Here is a 20,341-nt window from a genome sequence, read left to right as displayed (position 1 = left end):
TTTACGCAGGCTGGAGCGTTGCGCCAATCCCGTCTTCGTCTGGCTGTAATTTCAGTGCGTTACACAAAGTTTGCCGACTGGCATCTGTTATCTCAACGTGTATATCACCGTTAACATCCCCTTTAACATTGATGAAGTCAGGTGAAATCTCTTTCGCACTGGTTTGCAGGCAAATCGCTCCCTCTCCGCGCAGGTGTTTCACTTTCAGTTGCACATGCGTTGCCGCATCAGTGATCAGCCACAGTTTTCCACCATTCAGATTGATGTTACCAATATTGAAAGTGACACTGTCATCTTTTACCGTACTGCCATCGAAAATCAACACACCGCCCTGCTGTACAGTAATCGATGATTGTTGCAGATCTGCGCCATAGCCAATAATCATTGAAGCGCCGTCCAGTAATGCAACACTCCCGGTCAGTTCAACCGGTGCGCGATCTTCCTCTACGACAAAATTTTCGTCCGCGCTGGTGGGTGACAACAAGATCACTGTCCCACCTTGTATTACCGCGTTTTCCAGCGTACCAGCATGCACTTCAGCCCGGCCACCCACATTAACGGACAGGTTTTGCGTCTTACCGGAACTATAGAGCTGAAGGCCATCCGTCCCCAGACGATAAATGGCTCCATTCTCAACAATAGTGTTAGAGTCTTCACCACCGAGATTATTCATTGTGCCACCAGCAAGCAACGTATCACTGGCTTTCCCCGCCAGCATAAAAACGCCGCCCTGATTGATCTCACAATTACTGGCTTCTCCACCTGGATACACCAACAATTCACCACCTTCATCTACCACAACCTCAGAGGTCGTCCCGTTGACCAACAGGCCGCCCTCTTGATCGAGAATGATTTTTTCCGCGCGATGGCCTTCCAGTACACGCAGGTTACCGCCATTTTCCAGCAACAAACCGCAGGCATAACCTTGATCAACGATAAATTTACCTTCTGGATGGCGGCCATTAACCGTAGCGAGCGTAGAGAGACTAATTGCGCCTCCCTCGGACTGAACAATGTCTGTGGCAATGGCACCGTCACTGACCGATAGCGTGCCATTGTTGCCGTACTGTGTGCATTTGGCGATCCCACCGGTTGCCACTTTCAACCAACCGGCCCCCGTGACCACGGTATTTTCGGCTCTTGCGCCAGCTTCAACAATTAACTCACCTTCAGTAAGTTGCGTCGCGCCAATGACCTCGCCGGTCTTAACAATTTGCACGTTCCCGTCGCTCATCAAGTTTTTCGCATCAGATCCCATGATTTATTCCTTTACTGCATCTGTGTGCCTTTATTGCTACCTAAGTGTAAAGGCTACGGAGGATTTATCCACGACAGATTTTGAGATAGTGGCAAACAACTCTGTTTAAACTCTGATACACAGATTATTGGGTTGTGTCAGATGTAAATGCGATCCTGAATAAAAATCGCCCTTGCAAATCAACAAAATATAGCCAATTTGCTTAAAAGCTCTGCAAACGGTCGAAATACCGCAGAAAAATACGTTTTGCCTCTTGCCACCTTCCCACTCTGCCGCTAATATTCGTCCCCGTTGTCACCTACAACGTTGCGTTCATAGCTCAGTTGGTTAGAGCACCACCTTGACATGGTGGGGGTCGTTGGTTCGAGTCCAATTGAACGCACCATCCTGCGTCCGTAGCTCAGTTGGTTAGAGCACCACCTTGACATGGTGGGGGTCGGTGGTTCGAGTCCACTCGGACGCACCAGATTTTCTTAATCTGGTCTTCTCCTTTTTCCCTCTGTTTCTTCTCTGTATCCAATACGTTAAAAGATTTACACTGTCTTCGTATGCGTTATCAGAAGGAGAATCGCTATGGCAACTTTGTTACAACTTCATTTTGCTTTTAATGGCCCATTTGGCGACGCAATGGCTGAGCAGCTTAAACCGCTTGCTGAGTCAATTAATCAGGAACCTGGTTTTCTGTGGAAGGTATGGACAGAAAGTGAAAAGAACCACGAAGCCGGTGGGATCTACCTTTTCACTGATGAAAAAAGCGCCCTTGCCTATCTGGAAAAACATACTGCCCGACTGAAAAATCTCGGCGTTGAGGAAGTTGTCGCCAAAGTTTTCGATGTCAATGAGCCACTGAGTCAAATCAATCAGGCAAAACTCGCCTGACAGATTTTAACCAAGGGCGGTTAGCGCCCTTTTCATCCCTGTCTGAAATTTCTCAAATTCTAAAAATTTCAACCAAACTTATCTGATAACACTAAATTCGAAAGAATGCGTACAGGTAAGTAACAATGAAAAAAATTGCTATTGTGGGTGCCGGGCCTACGGGGATCTACACCTTATTCTCGCTTCTACAGCAACAAACTCCACTTTCTATTTCTGTCTTCGAGCAGGCTGACGAAGCCGGTGTCGGGATGCCATACAGTGATGAGGAAAACTCAAAACTGATGCTGGCAAATATTGCCAGTATTGAAATACCGCCGATTTATTGTACATATCTCGAATGGCTACAAAAGCAAGAAGCCAGCCATCTCCAGCGTTATGGCGTTAAAAAAGAAACCTTGCACGATCGCCAGTTTTTACCGCGAATTCTGCTGGGCGAATATTTCCGCGATCAATTTTTACGATTAGTAGACCAGGCACGACAGCAAAAATTTGCAGTGGCTGTTTATGAATCATGCCAGGTTACCGATCTGCAAATTATAAATGCTGGCGTCATGCTCGCTACAAATCAGGATTTACCCAGCGAGACGTTTGATTTAGCAGTGATCGCGACGGGTCACGTCTGGCCTGATGAAGAAGAAGCAACCAGAACGTATTTTCCCAGCCCGTGGTCAGGCCTGATGGAAGCAAAGGTCGATGCGTGTAACGTGGGTATTATGGGAACATCCTTGAGCGGACTGGATGCGGCAATGGCAGTTGCTATTCAGCATGGTTCGTTCATTGAAGATGATAAACAACACGTCGTTTTTCACCGCGATAACGCAAGTGAAAAGCTAAATATTACGTTGATGTCGCGCACGGGTATTTTACCCGAAGCCGATTTCTATTGCCCTATTCCCTACGAGCCCTTACACATCGTCACTGATCAGGCATTGAATGCTGAGATTCAAAAAGGCGAAGAGGGCCTTTTGGATCGGGTATTTAGATTGATAGTAGAGGAAATCAAATTTGCTGATCCAGACTGGAGCCAACGCATAGCCTTAGAGAGCCTGAATGTCGATTCCTTTGCTCAAGCCTGGTTTGCCGAGCGCAAACAACGCGACCCATTCGACTGGGCAGAAAAAAATCTCCAGGAAGTCGAACGCAATAAACGAGAAAAACATACTGTTCCCTGGCGTTATGTCATTCTGCGCCTGCATGAAGCCGTACAGGAAATTGTTCCTCATCTGAATGAACACGACCATAAACGGTTCAGTAAAGGCCTTGCCCGGGTTTTCATCGATAATTATGCGGCAATCCCTTCAGAGTCTATTCGTCGACTACTGGCCTTACGTGAAGCGGGAATCATTCATATTCTCGCCCTCGGTGAAGACTACGAAATGGAAATTAATGAGTCGCGCACCGTCCTGAAAACGGAAGACGATAGCTACTCGTTTGACGTTTTTATTGATGCCCGCGGGCAGCGTCCGCTTAAAGTGAAAGATATTCCTTTCCCTGGACTACGCGAACAATTACAGAAAACAGGGGATGAAATCCCTGATGTTGGCGAAGATTATACGCTACAGCAACCCGAAGAAATTCGTGGGCGCGTAGCGTTCGGCGCGTTGCCCTGGTTGATGCACGACCGGCCATTCGTACAGGGACTTACGGCATGTGCAGAAATTGGTGAGGCGATGGCTCAGGCGGTCGTAAAGCCTGCATCCCGTGCTCGTCGGCGTCTTTCGTTTGATCAAATGTAAAGCTATCAGCACTCAACAAACTGATGCTGTTCATTAAGGCGATAGCGGACTCCGGCTCGAATATTGTTTTCACCTTCAATGGCGACGGCGAAGCGAACTCTTTCGCCGTCATGATATGCCAGTGCGGCGCTTCCCCCTGGCCCGAGAATAATTGAGTCGACCACGCCCGTGCTCACTATTGTTGAATCTTCACCGCTGGCAATGATGTGTACATTGTCGCCGCTGTTGGCAATTCTGGCGTTTGCGCCAAAGCTGGCGATTTGCACCAGGTCACCATTACTGGCGACATGACACCGTTCACCCAATGTGCAAACGCGTACTCGCATTCCGGTATTCGCAATCCGACTACTATCTCCAGCGCTGCTTATCCGCGAAGAATTACCGGTTACAGCAACCCGTGCGCGTTCACCGGAGCTGCCAATGTGACTGTTAAAGCCGACACTTCCAATCCGCACGCTATAACCCATACTGGCAATTTGTGCAGCATACCCAGCGGTTGCGATTCTGGCATTATCCTCACAACAGCCGATGCGAGCATGATCGTCGCTGCGGGCAAACTGACTGCAAAATGCTCTCTCTCCGGGATCTGTGGCCAATTTTTGCATAGAGGAAACTTCCTGATGCGCGAAGTTTTCATCCGCCAGCCATTTTTTCCACGCATACTCAACCAGACTCTCCGCCCAGTCCGTATATCCTTCCTCAATCAGTGCATGATGAATATCGGCATAACTACCGCCGCGTGGGAAATGGCGCAGGAACCAGCGATACATCACCGCTCCGATACGCCATTCTCGCAGGTCTGCTCGTGTAATGATCATTCGTTAGTGCCGGTGATAGCCATCGACCATGCTTTTAAAGGTTTCGTGTGGCGTACGCCCCGTGGTGCAAAGATAAAGATGACCGAAGATAAAAAAGAGGCTTATAAATGCCAGAGCAAAATGCGCCTGCAATAACCAGTATCTTACGCCAGGAAACACATCTCCCACGGCTTGCGGATAGAGACACAGCAGCCCCGTCAATAGTAACAACGGCAGCAATCCATACATGACACCAACATAGGCGACCTGCTGTAAGAGATTAAATTTAGACTGTGTTGTTGCCGGGAAAGGATGTTCTTCTCCCTGCATAATGCCAAACAAATAAAATCGCGTTTGTTTTGCCGCTCGCTCCAGCCAACCCTGACGACGAATGCGATAGTGGTGACCATTACCCCCAACGGCATTGATCAGAACAAAGCCGAGCCAGCATGCCAGTAACAAAAATCCGCAAACTTCATGCACCGCAACCAGACTTTTAACCGCAGTTGCTCCCACCAGCGCAAAGTGATTTATCAGCCCACTTGCCAGCAACAATACAAAGAGTAACGCATTCGACCAGTGCCATAATCTGACCGCTTTGCTGTAAAGATAAATCTTCTCACCATGATCGGTGGCTGATTTCTTCACGCCACGAGCACGAAGCAAGGCATGCAGCCCCAGCACCAACCACATCCCAACCAGCAATAGTCCGGCAATGATCAACCACACCGGCCAAAATTCGGGAGTGAACTGTGGCACATAGTTCGCCAACTGGCTCTGAAACTGTTCAGCATGTTGCGACGGGTTCATACATTTTCCTTTTTAATCAAATGTTGACCGAATCGGCGATACAGATGCGGTTTCCCGGCACCAGGTAGCTGATATTGATAATATTTATTTTCTTGCAACCACGCTTGAATTTCTGGGCTATCTTCGCGACCAAAGATCAATGCATGTTCCGGGCAGGCGCTAACGCAAATGGGCGGAAAGCCTTTTGCTAGTCGGGACTCAGCGCAGAAATCACATTTATCTGCCACTTTAGTGACAGGGTTAAGGTAGCGAACCTGATACGGGCAAGCGCCAATGCAATAACTGCAGCCGATGCACTGCGATTTTTCTACCCGCACGATCCCCTGCATATCACGCCATGACGCTCCTGTTGGGCAAACGTCAATGCAAGGAGCATCTTCGCAGTGCTGGCATGACTGGCGAAAAAAGTGATACTGTGTTTCGTTGTCGTTATCGGTGACTGGAATGTGTGCTATCGATAAACGGCTTCCCTGAGCGGGGACGTGGTTAGTTTTACGGCATGCGCGGGCGCAAATATTACAGCCATTGCACCGTGACTCGTCATGAATCATGGCATACCGAACTTCCTTTTCTTGCCTCGTGTTCGCTAACAGAGAAGACGCAGAACCAGTAAAAAAGATTACTGTTCCCATCCCCAGAACAAATTTGCGTCGAGTGAAGGACATCTGATTATCCCCTAATGCAGTGGCTGCTACTGTCCACCCTATCCATGACATCTCCCTGAAATTTCAGGGGTTCTGAAACTGCTCTACCTCGAACCATTCGCATAAGCCATACGCCTTGCCATAGGTCATAAATCGCTCGCTAAACAAGTACAACACCGCCGTCGATGACTCCACCTGCCGTATATCGGCATATTCAGGTGCAACATCCATCGCGGCGATCGCGGCTTCAATCTGCGCTTCCTGGAAGTAATATGGAGCTTGCATCAGCATGGCGACTTTGTAAGGACGAGGATACGTCTGGCACTCAAAACGAACGGCGTGTGCAATAGCGCGACAAATGTCCTGCTCCACAACTTGCAAAGACATCGCCGCGTAGTTTTCACTCATGGCCTGCGTTGAGTAATAGTAATCATCCTGGCTTCCCGTCATACACGCGATATCCGCGTAGTCTCCGTTCTGCTTAATGTTTTCGAGCAAAACTGACAGTTCCTCTTCTGCAACCGAATAGGGTGGCGAGAGAAACACGGCGCGCGCCACCAGCTGCCCAGCCGCAGAATGCTGGCGAATGAACTCTGCCAGGATTTCAGCAGCTTCTGGTTCTGTGATGTCTTCAATTACCGTATCAACGGGGTGCCGCATCCCCTGCAACCATTGCCGCTTCGCCTCGTCAATTTCGCTGATTTCCGCTAACGGCAAGACATCCTGATGGTTCATCTCACCCATTCCTTACGCAGGCAGTAGATTGTGTGCTGCCAGATCGGCGGCAATATCTTCCAGCCCCAGACGCTGCAATGTTTCGCGGGTCGGACAACCAAGCTGTGGGTCCCAGCCCATTTCTTTGTAGAACATCGTGAGCGAAGCATGCATATCGTCACGATCCATTTTGTCAGTACCTTCAGTAAAGACCGGGATCTGCGGATCCTTGTCGAATACCCAGGAACAGATAAGATCGTGTTCATTACGCATATCTTTGGTTTGCATCAGTTTTACCGTGTAGGCGCGATGCAACGTAAAGATACGCTCTGCAGCTAAATCTAATTTTTCCTGAGTCATATCTTCGCCAGTGATCGCTTTGAAGAATTTGGCTTCAAGCGCCAGATCGCCCCGATAATTACGGCTTTTCAGCGGCGAAACGGTCATTGGCCAGACCCAGTTGCACAGGGTGACGGCGTTATGCAAACAGACCCGCAACAGCGACCACTTAGCATATTTAATTTTTGCGTCATTGATTGGCGTGTAGTTTTTGGTTTCATCGTAAGCATCTTCAGAACCAAAAAGCTCTTTCGCCACTTCACGTTGCAGTTTCAATGGCAAACCGGAACCAATGAAGTTGATATGGGTATGCGTCATGCAGTCACGGTTGAACATACAGTTAACAATGGAGCCGACCTGCGCTGACGCTTCATTGGCGTGGTGAACTGGATAGCCAAACGGCGACCAGAGTTTATTTTTCGCGTAGCCCCAGTACTCTTCACCCAAATTCCAGCGTTCTGCGATAGCATATGAACCATCAGCCAGGTGACTCAGCTCACCCACACGATGCGCCAGACGGTAGTAAAAATCTTTAATGAAGTTAACGTCACCCGCTTCCAGTTGATCCCAGCGAATTTCCGCATACTCTTCAGCAGGCAGAACACGCTTGAACACCCCTTTGCTGTAACAATAGGTAAAGTCGCGATGCAGCTGACCGTAGTTACACCATAGGCCGTAGTCATCGAACAGATTCAAACCAACAAGGTTACCAATCACACGACCATCGTCTTTATCTTCAAAATCTTTCGGACCGTTCGGGAAGATGGTGGTATGGACAAAGTTTGCAACACAAGTGTTACCACCTGTGCTGGGCACGCCAAACTCTTTCACCCGAGGAATATTCATTTGGGTCATACAACGGATCGGGCAAGAGTGGCAGCCGCTCATTTTTACTGTGTATTTCTCTGCCGCCGGACCTAAGTCAAAAACGGATTTATAGGTACGAAAGCCGACCGTGTTCTGATTGCCTGGCGGAATTTCCCCCGTTTCAATCGGACCACCTTCAGCCGCGCCCCAAAACAGCCCTTTACGTGCTGTCCAACGTGATTTGGGATCTGAATACTCTGCCCACGATTGCGGCGTACTTGGCACGACATGGTTGTTATTCGCACCGATAAGTTCAGTCATCATGTAATCGTTGAGACGCTTCATCTCCTGACGATTGGCAATGTTGACCCCTTTCGTCCCTTCAACCGCAATCGCTTTCAGGTTTTTCGAACCCATTATTGCGCCAGTTCCCGCACCACCGCTGTGGTTACGGCTATTCAACATGCCAGAGAGAGGAACAAGGTTTTCCCCAGCCTGACCAATAGCCGCCACACAGGTTTCAGGGCTGGTCAATCGACAAATCTCTTCCGTAGTTGCGCGCGTCCCTTTTCCCCATAAGAAATCGGCTTTTTCCAGGCTAACTTTGTCATCTTTAATATTCAGCCATACCGGTGCTTTCGCTTTCCCTTCGATAATAATGACGTCGTATCCAGCGAATTTCATTTGCGCTGCAAAAAAGCCCCCCATATGGGCATCGACGACTAAATTTCCTTTGGTAAAAGTAGAAAGTGAGGTGATATTTACGCGAGAACTGCAGGGGGCACCAGATCCAGTTAATGGGCCGGTAGCAAAGACTAATTTATTCGCTTCATCGAAAGGTTTCGTGCCTGGCGGTACTTCGTCATACATAATTTTGTAGCCGAAGCCCATACCACCGACAAAACTTTTAAACTTACTGGAATCTTCGAGGGCAATATTTCCTGTCGTGAGATTGACTCTTAATATATTACCTGTCCAACCGTTAGCCATGATTTTTTCCTTTGCAAGATTCACACAGTAATATCTTTCCACTCGATAATTTTTAACGCCCCTGTTGGGCAGGCGTTTGCGCATTCACCGCATAACACACATTTCGAGGATTTTTTACTTTCGGTATTTACGGTGGCCATCATCCACGGGCATGCCGTAGTACAGGCGCTACAGCCAATACAACGTTTATGATCGACGGTAATACAGCCTTCTTCCTGCTGCCAGGTAATCGCACCAATCGGGCAGACATTCATGCATTGCGGTTCTTTACATTGACGGCAGGTGTCCGCGGTATAGTTGAGATCGCCATACAGGCCGCCACCAGAGCCAACCCCGTTATCGCCAAAGAAATAATTGCGATGGATTTTGATACGGGAGAAGAATGTCCCTACTGAGCCATCGTTGAAGTTGGTACAAGAGATTTCACAGCGGTGGCAACCCGTGCATCGCGCACGTTGGGTCACCAGCACCCCTTTGGGTGTATTTATCAACCCTACTGTGCCGCTATCAATATCTTCCTGTTTGCAACCCAAAAGTGACAGTAACGCAGGGGCAATTGTCAGACCAGCAAGGCCTTTTCCTGATATACGCAAGAATTCTAATCGCGTTAAGCCAATATCTAATAGTGGACGATCAACCGGGTTCATTTATTTCGCATCCTCTTCGCAAACACAGTGCTGACAATTCAGCAGCCTGATATTAAGCATTCAACTAATACGCTGCTGACTCTGTCCCCAACACCAGATATTTTCCCTAACCTGATAGTGTATGAGAAAAGATTTAACGCTGATAAACTAATCCTTTATGGTTAGGAGGAAAAATAATGTGATTATTCTGAGCTCTTAACATTGATCGTTATCAATTAAAATCACAAAGCAAGAAATTATAAGTGAACTGATATTTATTATCATTTGAAATAAATTTAACTTAAGCGACAATTATTTGTGACTTTCATTACAGATAATAAAAATAACATTAGCGCTATAAATTAAAATACATACCGAAATTTGTATAATTTCAGCAGTTGTTATTTAGAATGATTAACTGGACTGCAACTGAACTAAAAATATCAGGATGAAGCTTACCGCCTCATCCTGAATGGTCATTTAACCAGTGCGTTAATGACGGTTTCCATCGCCTGCTTTTCCAGCTCACTGCGCTGAATGCGTTTATTGGCTAATGCTGTACGTAATACGCCTGCGATAACAATATGCTTTGGTTCCTGCCCCAGATCGCGCATTTCCAGCACAACTTTACCGACAACTCTGCACATCTCTCGGTACAGTTCATCCTCTTTTGTCCGATTTCCCATTATTTATACCTATTTATCATGCCAGCTATCAGCATATATCAATCTAATCAATTAAACAAAAACCAAAGAAAATCAGACAAATAACGCGATAAATTATTTTCACTGTAGCAATTGAGCGATGATGTATTTATGCACCGGATGAACTCTCACTTATCCTCACACTGACAACCCAGGCACCAGACGTTGCGCAAACAACGAGGTTTTTGCGTAACCCTTTCCCTGTAACGTTAAATCTTTGATAACAATTTATTGTCTTACAAGTTGTATATTTTTTGAAACGCTGTTTTTGTTTTCCTTTTGGATTAATTTCAGCGTATAATGCGCGCCAATTGACTCTTGAATGGTTTCAGCACTTTGGACTGTAGAACTCAACGACTCAAAAACAGGCACTCACGTTGGGCTGAGACACAAGCACACATTCCTCTGCACGCTTTTTCGATGTCACCTATCCTTAGAGCGAGGCACCACCACTTTCGTAATACCGGATTCGCTTTCCGGCAGTGCGCCCAGAAAGCAAGTTTCTCCCATCCTTCTCAACTTAAAGACTAAGACTGTCATGAAAAAGACCAAAATTGTTTGCACCATCGGACCGAAAACCGAATCTGAAGAGATGTTAGCTAAAATGCTGGACGCTGGCATGAACGTTATGCGTCTGAACTTCTCTCATGGTGACTATGCAGAACACGGTCAGCGCATTCAGAATCTGCGCAACGTGATGAGCAAAACCGGTAAAACTGCCGCTATCCTGCTTGATACCAAAGGTCCAGAAATCCGCACTATGAAACTGGAAGGCGGTAACGACGTTTCTCTGAAAGCGGGTCAGACCTTTACTTTCACCACTGATAAATCTGTTATCGGCAACAGCGAAATGGTTGCGGTAACGTATGAAGGTTTCACTACTGACCTGTCTGTTGGCAACACCGTACTGGTTGACGATGGTCTGATCGGTATGGAAGTTACCGCCATTGAAGGTAACAAAGTTATCTGTAAAGTGCTGAACAACGGCGACCTGGGCGAAAACAAAGGTGTGAACCTGCCAGGCGTTTCCATTGCCCTGCCAGCACTGGCTGAAAAAGACAAACAGGACCTGATCTTTGGTTGCGAACAAGGCGTAGACTTTGTTGCTGCTTCCTTTATTCGTAAGCGTTCTGACGTTATCGAAATCCGTGAGCACCTGAAAGCGCACGGCGGCGAAAACATCCAAATCATCTCCAAAATCGAAAACCAGGAAGGCCTCAACAACTTCGACGAAATCCTCGAAGCCTCTGACGGCATCATGGTTGCGCGTGGCGACCTGGGTGTAGAAATCCCGGTAGAAGAAGTTATCTTCGCCCAGAAGATGATGATCGAAAAATGTATCCGTGCACGTAAAGTCGTTATCACTGCGACCCAGATGCTGGATTCCATGATCAAAAACCCACGCCCGACTCGCGCAGAAGCCGGTGACGTTGCAAACGCCATCCTCGACGGTACTGACGCAGTGATGCTGTCTGGTGAATCCGCAAAAGGTAAATACCCGCTGGAAGCGGTTTCTATCATGGCGACCATCTGCGAACGTACCGACCGCGTGATGAACAGCCGTCTCGAGTTCAACAATGACAACCGTAAACTGCGCATTACCGAAGCAGTATGCCGTGGCGCGGTTGAAACTGCTGAAAAACTGGATGCTCCGCTGATCGTGGTTGCTACCCAGGGCGGTAAATCTGCTCGTGCAGTACGTAAATACTTCCCGGATGCCACCATCCTGGCACTGACCACCAACGAAAAAACGGCTCATCAGTTGGTACTGAGCAAAGGCGTTGTGCCGCAGCTGGTTAAAGAAATCACTTCTACTGATGATTTCTACCGTCTGGGTAAAGAACTGGCTCTGCAGAGCGGTCTGGCACACAAAGGTGACGTCGTAGTTATGGTTTCTGGTGCACTGGTACCGAGCGGCACTACTAACACCGCATCTGTTCACGTCCTGTAATATTGCTTTTGTGAATTAATTTGTATATCGAAGCGCCCTGATGGGCGCTTTTTTTATTTAATCGATAACCAGAAGCAATAAAAAATCAAATCGGATTTCACTATATAATCCCACTTTATCTAAGATGAATCCGATGGAAGCATCCTGTTTTCTCTCAATTTTTTTATCTAAAACCCAGCGTTCGATGCTTCTTTGAGCGAACGATCAAAAATAAGTGCCTTCCCATCAAAAAAATATTCTCAACATAAAAAACTTTGTGTAATACTTGTAACGCTACATGGAGATTAACTCAATCTAGAGGGTATTAATAATGAAAGCTACTAAACTGGTACTGGGCGCGGTAATCCTGGGTTCTACTCTGCTGGCAGGTTGCTCCAGCAACGCTAAAATCGATCAGCTGTCTTCTGACGTTCAGACTCTGAACGCTAAAGTTGACCAGCTGAGCAACGACGTGAACGCAATGCGTTCCGACGTTCAGGCTGCTAAAGATGACGCAGCTCGTGCTAACCAGCGTCTGGACAACATGGCTACTAAATACCGCAAGTAATAGTACCTGTGAAGTGAAAAATGGCGCACATTGTGCGCCATTTTTTTTGCCTGCCATTTACCGCTACTGCGTCGCGCGTAACATATTCCCTTGTTCTGGTTCACCATTCTGCGCTGACTCTACTGAAGGCGCATTGCTGGCTACAGGCGTTGTGCCAGTGCTCACGGCAACTGGATACCCTGCCCGACGATACAACGCTTTATCGACTAACTTCTGGTCTACAGCCTTATTATCTTTAAATTGCGTGAAGCCTGCTGGCAGTGTGTAAGGCATTGTCTGAACGTTCTGCTGTTCTTCTGCTGATAGTGGTCGATGCACTTCCACATAACGCATCCCGTTAGGCTCCACAGAATATTTCACCGGTTCGTTGATCACTTTCACCGGCGTTCCCGTCCGCACGCTGGAGAACAAGGCTTTAATATCCGGTGCATTCATGCGAATACACCCTGAACTGACGCGCAAACCGACGCTGTCCGGCGCACTGGTGCCATGAATGAGGTATTCGCCATTACCATGCGCGAGGCGCAGTGCGTAACGTCCTAGCGGGTTATTTGGCCCGGCAGGAACGACGGGCGGTAATTTAATGCCACGCTCCAGCGAACGCTGACGAATGCCCGCCGTAGGCGTCCAGGTTGGGTTAGGGATTTTCTGCCCCACACGCGTTTCCATCACTGGCGTTTCCAGCCCCTGCAAACCAATACCTATCGGATAGACCTGCACGATATTTTCTCCCGGCGGATAATAATAAAGGCGCAGCTCTGCAAGGTTAACGATAATCCCCTGACGCGGCGCATCAGGCAATAACAGTTGCGAAGGAATCGTTATCGTCGTACCGGGTTTTGGCACCGGAGCGATAGTGTTATTGGCTTCAAGTATCAACATTGCCGCAGTATCAAAACGTCGGGCGATGGCCTGAAGGTTTTTATCCCCTTCTTGCACCGTATACGTTTGATTTTGCCCAACCAGTCGGCTTCCGGTTGGTGGTAGCGGATAATCAACCGCCCAGGCAGCCTGAATGGCGCTAAAAGCGCCGATAAGCGTGAGTGTAAGCAAAGACGCGCGTTTCATTGTAAACCTCCTGTATTTGCCGGAGACTCACGCTGAAACGTCGGATGGTGCTTATGTTCACCTGAAACCAAAACACTCCTGTGCAGGTCAGTGTAAACATTGACCATCCGGCAATGTGAGCCAACCGGATGAAAGCTGTCCCTTTAGTTTAGCTAAGTGCAGCGGCTTTGGCGCGAATTGCGCGAATCATCGCTTCCAGACCTTGTGAACGAGATGGGGTGAGATGTTGGGTGAGCGCCATTTTTTCAAACCACGGACGCACATCGAAATTGACAATATCCTGCGGCGTCATCTGATCGTAGAGTATAAAGACGACCGCAATAAGCCCTTTCACAATCGCCGCATCGCTGTCGCCCTGCAATTCAATAATTCCCTGCGCATTCTGGCGCATGACAATCCACACCTGACTCTGGCAGCCCTGAATGCTATTTTGTGGGCTTCGGTCTTCGTCGCGTAATTCTGGCAGACGCTGGCCCAGCTCAATAATGTAGAGATATTTCTCTTCCCAGTTGGCGCAGCGTAAAAAATTACGCAGCAATTTTTCTTTATCCGGCAATAAAGCCATAGTGCCTCCCTGTTATCCCAGCAGACGGTGAATACGTTGCAGGCCGGTCACCAGACGATCCACTTCTTCATGGGTGTTATACATAGCCAGCGACGCCCGACACATGGCAGGAACGTTGTAATAGGCCATTAATGGCATAGCGCAGTGATGTCCGGTACGCACAGCAATGCCGTAATTATCGAGAAAACTGCCAACATCATAGGCGTGGTGTTTACCAAGATTAAAGGCAATAACGCCAAGCCTGTTCTGTGGACCATAGAGAGTGAGATCCGGTACAGACTCCAGCTGTGATAGCGCGTAGTGCATCAGATTCTGTTCATACTCGGCTATATTATTAAGCCCCAGCGCCGACACATACTCCAGCGCCGCGCCAAGACCAATGATGCCTCCGGTATTGGGTGTGCCGGCTTCAAACCGCCATGGTGCTTTGGTCCAGGTAGTCCCTTCACTCAGGCTGACGGTGGCGATCATAGAACCGCCCCCTTCCCACGGCGGCATCTCCTGCAACAAGGCTTCTTTGACATAAAGAATGCCAATTCCAGTGGGGCCATACAGTTTATGCCCGGAGAACACGTAAAAATCGCAATCCAGCGCCTGAACGTCCACCGGATGATGCATCACCGCCTGAGCGCCATCCACCAGCACTTTTGCACCATACTGATGCGCAAGCGTGATCATCTCTGCCAGCGGATTTTCCGTTCCCAGCACGTTGGAAACATGGGTAATTGCCAGCAGGCGAGTTTTCTCATCGAACAGATTAGGCAGTGTCTCCCGCTGCAACGTACCGTCGGGGTTGAGAGGAATCACACGCAGCTCTGCACCCACTCGCGCGCAAAGCATTTGCCAGGGAACAATGTTGGCGTGGTGCTCCATCTGGCTGATGATGATGTTATCGCCCGCTCGCACGTTGCTGTTGCCCCAGCTATTGGCGACCAGATTGATCCCTTCCGTCGTGCCGCGGACGAACACCAGCTCTTCCGCCGAACGGGCGTTGATAAACAACGATGCCCGCTTGCGCACGTTCTCCATTTTCTCGGTCGCCTGGGCGCTTAAGGTATGAATACCGCGATGCACCGCCGCGTAGCCATGACGATAAAACTCGGCCTCGGCGTCAATCACCTGGCTTGGTTTCTGCGCACTGGCGGCGCTGTCGAGATAAGCCAGCGGCAAACCGTTTACCTCACGAGAAAGCACCGGAAAGTCGGCCCGCACTTTGTCGACGGAAAAAGTCATCTTGCACCTCCTGGCAGCCGTTGACCGATTCGGGCCAGCAACTGCTGTTTAAGCCCCTCATCACGCAGTGCTTCCGTCAGTTCGGCAGCAAAGGCGTAAATGATCATCTGCTGGGCATCTTGCCGATTGATCCCGCGCGAGCGCAGATAGAACATCTGTTCATCATCAATACGCCCCACCGTCGCACCGTGGCTGCATTTCACATCATCTGCATAGATTTCCAGCTGCGGTTTCGTATCCACTTCCGCCAGTTTTCCCATCAGCAAATTATTGTTGGTCATCTGACCATCCGTTTTGATGGCGTGCTGCGCGACGTTGATCAAACCGTTAAATACCGCGCGGCCTTTGTCGCTGACGATAGTTTTGTGCAACTGTCGGCTGTTACAAAAACCTTTATTGTGTTCCAGCCAGGTACGGGTATCACACACCTCGTTTTTCACCGGCATCACCAGACTATTGATCCGCAGCGTGCTGTTTTCGCCATTGAGTTGCGTACTGGTGTTGTGTCGTAATACTGCGCCACCCAGCAGGAAACTGTGGCTAAATGCGGTAGCATCGTCAGCCAGCAACAAATCGTTATGGGCAAAGTGGTGACTGACCGGGTTTTCAAACGCCAGCTTGATATGCTGCAAGTGGGCGTTCGCTGCGACATTGATGGTAAAGCGCGCTCCGGTGAAATGACGAGCATCATTAAGGCTGACAAAATGTTCGATCACCGTCGCTTCGGCACCTTCCGCCAGATCCAGATGATGTCGGTAATGGGCAGTGTTCACCTCTTCACCTGCCACGCCCTGGGTAATATGCATTAACAGCAATGGCTTTGCCGGTCGTTGACCGCGCTTCACGGCGATATGCGTCACGCTTTGCGCCAGGCTTTCCGTCAAATGCAGAAACACCTCCGCCTGAATAGCGTCGGGTAACCCCTGACGGTCGTCGTTAATGCTCACTTCATATCCGCTGCCTTCAGTTGCATCGCTCAGCGCGGGCACGTAACGTCCATCGACAAACACCAGCCGCACAGCGTCTAACGTTAACGCTAAGGCATCTCGCTGCTGTGGGGATATCTCTCCCGCAATGCTGACAAACTGGCTATTGGTCAGCCCTTCCAGCGGCGTATATTTCCAGTGCTCATGTTTGCGTGTCGGCAGTCCGGTACGCAGCAATTGCTGTAAATGCTGCTGTGCTTGCGGGGAGCGTTTTGCACCCTCAGCTTCAAACAAGTGATGCCACTGTTGCAGCGCGTTACTGCTGTTCGGTAAGCCAGCCATAACCCTGCTCCTCCAGTTGTTTGACCAATGTGAAATCGCCGGATTTCACAATTCGTCCCTGATACAGCACATGGACATAATCAGGCTTGATGTAGTCGAGAATGCGTTGGTAGTGCGTAACAATGATGAATGAACGCTTGCCGTCACGCAGCGAGTTCACGCCATCGGCAACCACTTTTAATGCGTCAATATCCAGCCCGGAGTCCGACTCATCAAGAATGCATAACTCCGGTTCCAGCACCGCCATTTGCAAAATATCGTTGCGCTTTTTCTCGCCGCCGGAAAAACCAACATTTACCGAACGGGTTAATAAATCCTCCGGCATCTTCAGGAGAGCGATTTTCTCTTCCATCAAATCCTGAAAATCAAAGCGGTCGAGCGTTTCCTGGCCGCGATAGCTGCGCACCGCATTAAGTGCCGTTTGCAGGAAAAACTGGTTACTGACGCCGGGAATTTCCACCGGATACTGGAAGGCCATAAAGATGCCTTCACCTGCACGATCTTCCGGCGACAGCGCAAGCAAATCTTTGCCTTTGAACTCAACCGTGCCGCCCGTCACCTCATAATCTTCTCGCCCAGCAAGCGTTGCCGATAAGGTACTTTTGCCAGAACCGTTTGGCCCCATAATGGCGTGAACTTCGCCGGGACGAACGTCGAGGCTTAACCCACGCAGGATAGCTTTATCTTCCACGCTGACGTGTAAATCTTTAATACTTAACATGTTTATTCCTTATCCGACGCTGTGTTCAAGACTGATGGCGAGGAGTTTTTGTGCTTCAACGGCAAATTCCAGCGGCAGTTCTGAGAACACGTCTTTGCAGAAACCGTTAACAATCATCGAGATGGCGTCTTCTTCGCTGATCCCGCGTTGCAGGCAGTAAAACAGTTGATCTTCACCAATACGTGATGTCGTTGCCTCGTGCTCCAGTTGCGCGCTGTTATTGCGACATTCGACATACGGGAAAGTATGCGCCCCACAATTAGCGCCTATCAGCATTGAGTCGCACTGGGTGAAGTTACGTGCATTGGTTGCCGTCGGCATGATTTTCACTAAGCCGCGATAACTGTTCTGGCTGTGTCCGGCTGAGATCCCTTTAGAGATGATGGTCGATTTGGTGTTTTTACCAATATGGATCATCTTGGTGCCGGTATCCGCCTGCTGATGACCGCTGGTCAGTGCCACTGAGTAAAACTCACCGATGGAGTTATCGCCGCGCAAAATGCAACTGGGATATTTCCACGTAATCGCTGACCCGGTTTCTGATTGCGTCCATGACATTTTGCTGTTTTCGCCTTCGCACAAAGCACGCTTGGTGACGAAGTTGAGAATACCGCCGGTGTTGTTATCGCCAGGGAACCAGTTTTGTACCGTGGAATATTTCACCTCGGCGTTTTTATGGATGATGACTTCCACCACCGCCGCGTGTAACTGATAGCTGTCACGCACCGGAGCGGAACAGCCTTCAATGTAGCTGACGTAGCTGTCTTCGTCGGCCACCAGAATGGTGCGCTCAAACTGCCCGGTTTTTTCCGCGTTAATACGAAAATAGGTGGAAAGTTCCATCGGGCAGCACACGCCTTTAGGCACATAAATAAACGTACCGTCAGAGGCCACCGCCGCATTAAGCGCGGCAAAGAAGTTGTCATTCCCCGGCACCACGGTGCCGAGATATTTACGCACCAGTTCCGGGTGATCGTGGATCGCCTCGCCAAAGGAACAGAAAATAATTCCCTGCTCCGCCAGTTTTTCGCGATAAGTGGTGGCAACCGAAACAGAGTCGAAAATGGCATCCACTGCCACTTCTTTGCCTTCCCGCACGGGAACGCCCAACTGCTCAAACGCCGCCTCCACCTCTTTACTTAAAAAGGCGTTCGCGCCAGTTTGCTGCACCGCGCCGGGTTCAGACGCGCAGTTGTCGTCACAATTACCGCACGATGGTGCTGAGTAGTAGCTGTAATCCTGATAATTCAGCTTGTCGTAGTGCGCTTTCAACCAGTGCGGTTCTTCCATCTCCAGCCATGCGCGATAGGCGTTGAGACGAAACTCCAGCATCCACTCCGGCTCATTACGCTTCGCCGAAATTGCGCGCACCACCTCTTCGTTTATCCCCTTTGCCAGCTCATCGGTGACTAACTGGGTGAAGAATCCTTCTTTATAATTCAGCGGGCCGCCGGTCCAGGTTTTGACATCGTCAGTTGCTTCAGTATTACGAGACATAGTACCGCCTATACCCCAAAGCTTTCGCCACAGCCACATTCATTCTGAGCTTTCGGGTTGTGAAATTTGAATATCTGATTAAGTCCTTCACGAACGAAATCGACTTCCGTGCCATCAATAAACGGCATCGCTTGCAGCGGGACAAACAGCTTCGCGCCGTCATGTTCAAACAGCAGATCGTCTTTGTCTGGCTCGCTAACACTGTCGAGCACATAGCCAAAGCCCGCGCAGCCCGTTTGCTTCACGCCTAAGCGCACGCCGACCATACCCGGCTGCTTTGCCACCAGCTCACGGATGTGGACCGCGGCAGCAGGTGTCAGCGTTAAGCCCTGCCAGGCGAAATCCTGTGGATTAAAGGTTCCTGAATGCATGTCCATCGATTTACCTCACTTCATCGCTTTCAGCGTATAACAGCATGTTAGTGATAATGATTATCAGTTCAACCCGGCAAACGCAGGGGCTTTACCGTAAAACATGCTTTTTTCCTGCTTTTAATAAGCATAGACCCTGATGTGTGGGTTAACAGGCACGCTAAGAATTAGGTATCTCATTGTTAGATAATGATTATTATCTAAGGAGCATTAAGGCTGTGATGAAAAAGAAAAAGTTGTATTGAAAATGACTATTTAAGAGATAGGTAAAAAAGTGCAGCGTTCAGAAATAAGAAAACCCTTAAGTCTGTGCATCACAGGCTTAAGGGTTTCTACCCCATCCGGCGCTTATCTCCGGCACTCACAGTGGCTTAGCTCTTGAAGGGGCGATAAGAATAGTCTCATAAAGCTAAGCCGCTGTTTTAGCACAAACTGCGATTTGTATTATTTTTGAACGTTATCAGGCGGGTAGATAAGCAGTATTAAGAAGTCCCTCGAACCTGGACGAAGATTAATCCAGGCCGATTTGGCGAACTCGCGGCATTACGTCAGGATCAATGCACGCCCAAACGCCAGGCAAAGTAGATTTCTTCTTTTAATTCAGCAGAAGAGAGAGTAAGCAGGTCAGCAAATTCAAGTTCTAGTTGTTTCAGACGTTTGAGATATTGGGCAGGTGAAAGATTGCTCTGGTCACGGCGTAAAAATTCAATGGCCAGCTGGGTGGGATCAAGTTGAGTAGACATAGCATCCTCGCTTTTAGACAAGACCTGCACAGTATACCACCGTTTACTGTGCAGATAATGACCAAAAGCAATA

Annotated in this window: 21 protein-coding genes and 2 tRNA genes; 7 read left to right on the top strand and 16 right to left on the bottom strand. The window is 48.9% G+C overall.

What is annotated here, in order from left to right; translation table 11 throughout:
* Position 1 precedes the first annotated feature (1 nt).
* Positions 2-1,258, bottom strand: a complete 1,257-nt coding sequence (locus ATB02_RS03980; RefSeq protein WP_105271110.1) for an AIDA repeat-containing protein — start codon at positions 1,256-1,258, stop codon at positions 2-4.
* Positions 1,259-1,566: 308 nt separating this feature from the next.
* On the opposite strand from ATB02_RS03980, the gene ATB02_RS03975 reads away from it, so the two are divergent.
* The 4 genes from ATB02_RS03975 (at position 1,567) to ATB02_RS03960 (ending at position 3,873) form a co-directional block, all read left to right on the top strand.
* Positions 1,567-1,643, top strand: a tRNA-Val gene (locus tag ATB02_RS03975).
* 4 nt (positions 1,644-1,647) lie between these two features.
* Positions 1,648-1,724 (top strand) — tRNA-Val (locus ATB02_RS03970).
* A 107-nt stretch (positions 1,725-1,831) separates the two neighbouring features.
* The gene (locus ATB02_RS03965; protein ID WP_000212657.1) at positions 1,832-2,137 is read left to right on the top strand and encodes a monooxygenase; all 306 of its coding nucleotides are present in this window, start codon (positions 1,832-1,834) and stop codon (positions 2,135-2,137) included.
* Positions 2,138-2,262: 125 nt separating this feature from the next.
* Complete coding sequence (locus tag ATB02_RS03960; protein WP_105271109.1) at positions 2,263-3,873, top strand: FAD-NAD(P)-binding protein; 1,611 nt, start codon at positions 2,263-2,265, stop codon at positions 3,871-3,873.
* 5 nt (positions 3,874-3,878) lie between these two features.
* Here ATB02_RS03960 and ydhT read toward each other — a convergent pair whose 3' ends face one another.
* The 7 genes from ydhT to fumD form a co-directional block, all read right to left on the bottom strand.
* The gene (ydhT, locus tag ATB02_RS03955; protein WP_000587571.1) at positions 3,879-4,691 is read right to left on the bottom strand and encodes a protein YdhT; all 813 of its coding nucleotides are present in this window, start codon (positions 4,689-4,691) and stop codon (positions 3,879-3,881) included.
* 3 nt (positions 4,692-4,694) lie between these two features.
* A complete protein-coding gene (phsC, locus tag ATB02_RS03950) occupies positions 4,695-5,480 on the bottom strand; it encodes a thiosulfate reductase cytochrome B subunit (RefSeq protein WP_105271108.1) in 786 nt (261 codons plus the stop codon).
* A complete protein-coding gene (locus ATB02_RS03945; protein WP_050486602.1) occupies positions 5,477-6,145 on the bottom strand; it encodes a 4Fe-4S dicluster domain-containing protein in 669 nt (222 codons plus the stop codon). The genes phsC and ATB02_RS03945 overlap by 4 nt, the downstream gene beginning before the upstream one ends.
* 63 nt (positions 6,146-6,208) lie before the next feature.
* On the bottom strand, positions 6,209-6,859 hold the full coding sequence (locus ATB02_RS03940) for a YdhW family putative oxidoreductase system protein (protein WP_198600574.1): 651 nt from the start codon (positions 6,857-6,859) through the stop codon (positions 6,209-6,211).
* 12 nt (positions 6,860-6,871) lie between these two features.
* Positions 6,872-8,974, bottom strand: a complete 2,103-nt coding sequence (locus ATB02_RS03935) for an aldehyde ferredoxin oxidoreductase (RefSeq protein ID WP_105271106.1) — start codon at positions 8,972-8,974, stop codon at positions 6,872-6,874.
* Positions 8,975-8,994: 20 nt separating this feature from the next.
* A complete protein-coding gene (locus ATB02_RS03930; RefSeq protein WP_001070227.1) occupies positions 8,995-9,621 on the bottom strand; it encodes a ferredoxin-like protein in 627 nt (208 codons plus the stop codon).
* Between the two features lie 455 nt (positions 9,622-10,076).
* Positions 10,077-10,286: a fumarate hydratase FumD gene (fumD, locus tag ATB02_RS03925; RefSeq protein ID WP_000528342.1), complete on the bottom strand. Its 210-nt coding sequence runs from the start codon at positions 10,284-10,286 to the stop codon at positions 10,077-10,079.
* Positions 10,287-10,640: 354 nt separating this feature from the next.
* Here fumD and ynhH point away from each other — a divergent pair, with 354 nt between their 5' ends.
* The 3 genes from ynhH to lpp all read left to right on the top strand — a co-directional run bounded on the left by ynhH (position 10,641) and on the right by lpp (position 12,802).
* Positions 10,641-10,835: a protein YnhH gene (gene ynhH, locus ATB02_RS26870; protein WP_240806354.1), complete on the top strand. Its 195-nt coding sequence runs from the start codon at positions 10,641-10,643 to the stop codon at positions 10,833-10,835.
* 7 nt (positions 10,836-10,842) lie between these two features.
* Positions 10,843-12,255: a pyruvate kinase PykF gene (gene pykF / locus ATB02_RS03920; protein WP_000751442.1), complete on the top strand. Its 1,413-nt coding sequence runs from the start codon at positions 10,843-10,845 to the stop codon at positions 12,253-12,255.
* A gap of 310 nt (positions 12,256-12,565) precedes the next feature.
* Positions 12,566-12,802 carry a murein lipoprotein Lpp gene (lpp, locus tag ATB02_RS03915; RefSeq protein ID WP_000648420.1) on the top strand — a complete coding sequence of 79 codons (237 nt, stop codon included), beginning with the start codon at positions 12,566-12,568 and terminating at the stop codon, positions 12,800-12,802.
* 63 nt (positions 12,803-12,865) lie between these two features.
* Here lpp and ldtE read toward each other — a convergent pair whose 3' ends face one another.
* The 8 genes from ldtE to ATB02_RS03875 all read right to left on the bottom strand — a co-directional run bounded on the left by ldtE (position 12,866) and on the right by ATB02_RS03875 (position 20,268).
* Positions 12,866-13,870 carry a L,D-transpeptidase LdtE gene (ldtE, locus tag ATB02_RS03910; protein WP_032184332.1) on the bottom strand — a complete coding sequence of 335 codons (1,005 nt, stop codon included), beginning with the start codon at positions 13,868-13,870 and terminating at the stop codon, positions 12,866-12,868.
* Between the two features lie 148 nt (positions 13,871-14,018).
* Positions 14,019-14,435: a cysteine desulfuration protein SufE gene (gene sufE / locus ATB02_RS03905; RefSeq protein ID WP_001196530.1), complete on the bottom strand. Its 417-nt coding sequence runs from the start codon at positions 14,433-14,435 to the stop codon at positions 14,019-14,021.
* Between the two features lie 12 nt (positions 14,436-14,447).
* A complete protein-coding gene (gene sufS, locus ATB02_RS03900; protein WP_105271105.1) occupies positions 14,448-15,668 on the bottom strand; it encodes a cysteine desulfurase SufS in 1,221 nt (406 codons plus the stop codon).
* Positions 15,665-16,936 carry a Fe-S cluster assembly protein SufD gene (sufD, locus tag ATB02_RS03895; protein ID WP_105271104.1) on the bottom strand — a complete coding sequence of 424 codons (1,272 nt, stop codon included), beginning with the start codon at positions 16,934-16,936 and terminating at the stop codon, positions 15,665-15,667. Before sufD ends, sufS begins: the two co-directional genes overlap by 4 nt.
* Positions 16,911-17,657: a Fe-S cluster assembly ATPase SufC gene (gene sufC / locus ATB02_RS03890; RefSeq protein ID WP_000948872.1), complete on the bottom strand. Its 747-nt coding sequence runs from the start codon at positions 17,655-17,657 to the stop codon at positions 16,911-16,913. Before sufC ends, sufD begins: the two co-directional genes overlap by 26 nt.
* A 9-nt stretch (positions 17,658-17,666) precedes the next feature.
* The gene (gene sufB / locus ATB02_RS03885; protein WP_105271103.1) at positions 17,667-19,154 is read right to left on the bottom strand and encodes a Fe-S cluster assembly protein SufB; all 1,488 of its coding nucleotides are present in this window, start codon (positions 19,152-19,154) and stop codon (positions 17,667-17,669) included.
* A gap of 8 nt (positions 19,155-19,162) precedes the next feature.
* A complete protein-coding gene (gene sufA, locus ATB02_RS03880) occupies positions 19,163-19,531 on the bottom strand; it encodes a Fe-S cluster assembly scaffold SufA (protein WP_000367171.1) in 369 nt (122 codons plus the stop codon).
* Positions 19,532-20,079: 548 nt separating this feature from the next.
* Complete coding sequence (locus tag ATB02_RS03875; RefSeq protein WP_001296104.1) at positions 20,080-20,268, bottom strand: YdiH family protein; 189 nt, start codon at positions 20,266-20,268, stop codon at positions 20,080-20,082.
* Positions 20,269-20,341 lie beyond the last annotated feature (73 nt).

This window comes from Escherichia sp. MOD1-EC5189 (assembly GCF_002966045.1).
Classification (GTDB): Bacteria; Pseudomonadota; Gammaproteobacteria; order Enterobacterales; family Enterobacteriaceae; genus Escherichia; species Escherichia coli_F.
This window is presented reverse-complemented; position numbering and strand designations above follow the sequence as displayed.

What these genes read in the sequence shown, in the direction of transcription:
- ATB02_RS03980 (WP_105271110.1), bottom strand. Translation starts at nt 1,258, where the DNA reads ATGGGATCTGATGCGAAAAACTTGATGAGCGACGGGAACGTGCAAATT.
- ATB02_RS03965 (WP_000212657.1), top strand. Translation starts at nt 1,832, where the DNA reads ATGGCAACTTTGTTACAACTTCATTTTGCTTTTAATGGCCCATTTGGC.
- ATB02_RS03960 (WP_105271109.1), top strand. Translation starts at nt 2,263, where the DNA reads ATGAAAAAAATTGCTATTGTGGGTGCCGGGCCTACGGGGATCTACACC.
- ydhT (WP_000587571.1), bottom strand. Translation starts at nt 4,691, where the DNA reads ATGATCATTACACGAGCAGACCTGCGAGAATGGCGTATCGGAGCGGTG.
- phsC (WP_105271108.1), bottom strand. Translation starts at nt 5,480, where the DNA reads ATGAACCCGTCGCAACATGCTGAACAGTTTCAGAGCCAGTTGGCGAAC.
- ATB02_RS03945 (WP_050486602.1), bottom strand. Translation starts at nt 6,145, where the DNA reads ATGTCCTTCACTCGACGCAAATTTGTTCTGGGGATGGGAACAGTAATC.
- ATB02_RS03940 (WP_198600574.1), bottom strand. Translation starts at nt 6,859, where the DNA reads ATGAACCATCAGGATGTCTTGCCGTTAGCGGAAATCAGCGAAATTGAC.
- ATB02_RS03935 (WP_105271106.1), bottom strand. Translation starts at nt 8,974, where the DNA reads ATGGCTAACGGTTGGACAGGTAATATATTAAGAGTCAATCTCACGACA.
- ATB02_RS03930 (WP_001070227.1), bottom strand. Translation starts at nt 9,621, where the DNA reads ATGAACCCGGTTGATCGTCCACTATTAGATATTGGCTTAACGCGATTA.
- fumD (WP_000528342.1), bottom strand. Translation starts at nt 10,286, where the DNA reads ATGGGAAATCGGACAAAAGAGGATGAACTGTACCGAGAGATGTGCAGA.
- pykF (WP_000751442.1), top strand. Translation starts at nt 10,843, where the DNA reads ATGAAAAAGACCAAAATTGTTTGCACCATCGGACCGAAAACCGAATCT.
- lpp (WP_000648420.1), top strand. Translation starts at nt 12,566, where the DNA reads ATGAAAGCTACTAAACTGGTACTGGGCGCGGTAATCCTGGGTTCTACT.
- ldtE (WP_032184332.1), bottom strand. Translation starts at nt 13,870, where the DNA reads ATGAAACGCGCGTCTTTGCTTACACTCACGCTTATCGGCGCTTTTAGC.
- sufE (WP_001196530.1), bottom strand. Translation starts at nt 14,435, where the DNA reads ATGGCTTTATTGCCGGATAAAGAAAAATTGCTGCGTAATTTTTTACGC.
- sufS (WP_105271105.1), bottom strand. Translation starts at nt 15,668, where the DNA reads ATGACTTTTTCCGTCGACAAAGTGCGGGCCGACTTTCCGGTGCTTTCT.
- sufD (WP_105271104.1), bottom strand. Translation starts at nt 16,936, where the DNA reads ATGGCTGGCTTACCGAACAGCAGTAACGCGCTGCAACAGTGGCATCAC.
- sufC (WP_000948872.1), bottom strand. Translation starts at nt 17,657, where the DNA reads ATGTTAAGTATTAAAGATTTACACGTCAGCGTGGAAGATAAAGCTATC.
- sufB (WP_105271103.1), bottom strand. Translation starts at nt 19,154, where the DNA reads ATGTCTCGTAATACTGAAGCAACTGACGATGTCAAAACCTGGACCGGC.
- sufA (WP_000367171.1), bottom strand. Translation starts at nt 19,531, where the DNA reads ATGGACATGCATTCAGGAACCTTTAATCCACAGGATTTCGCCTGGCAG.
- ATB02_RS03875 (WP_001296104.1), bottom strand. Translation starts at nt 20,268, where the DNA reads ATGTCTACTCAACTTGATCCCACCCAGCTGGCCATTGAATTTTTACGC.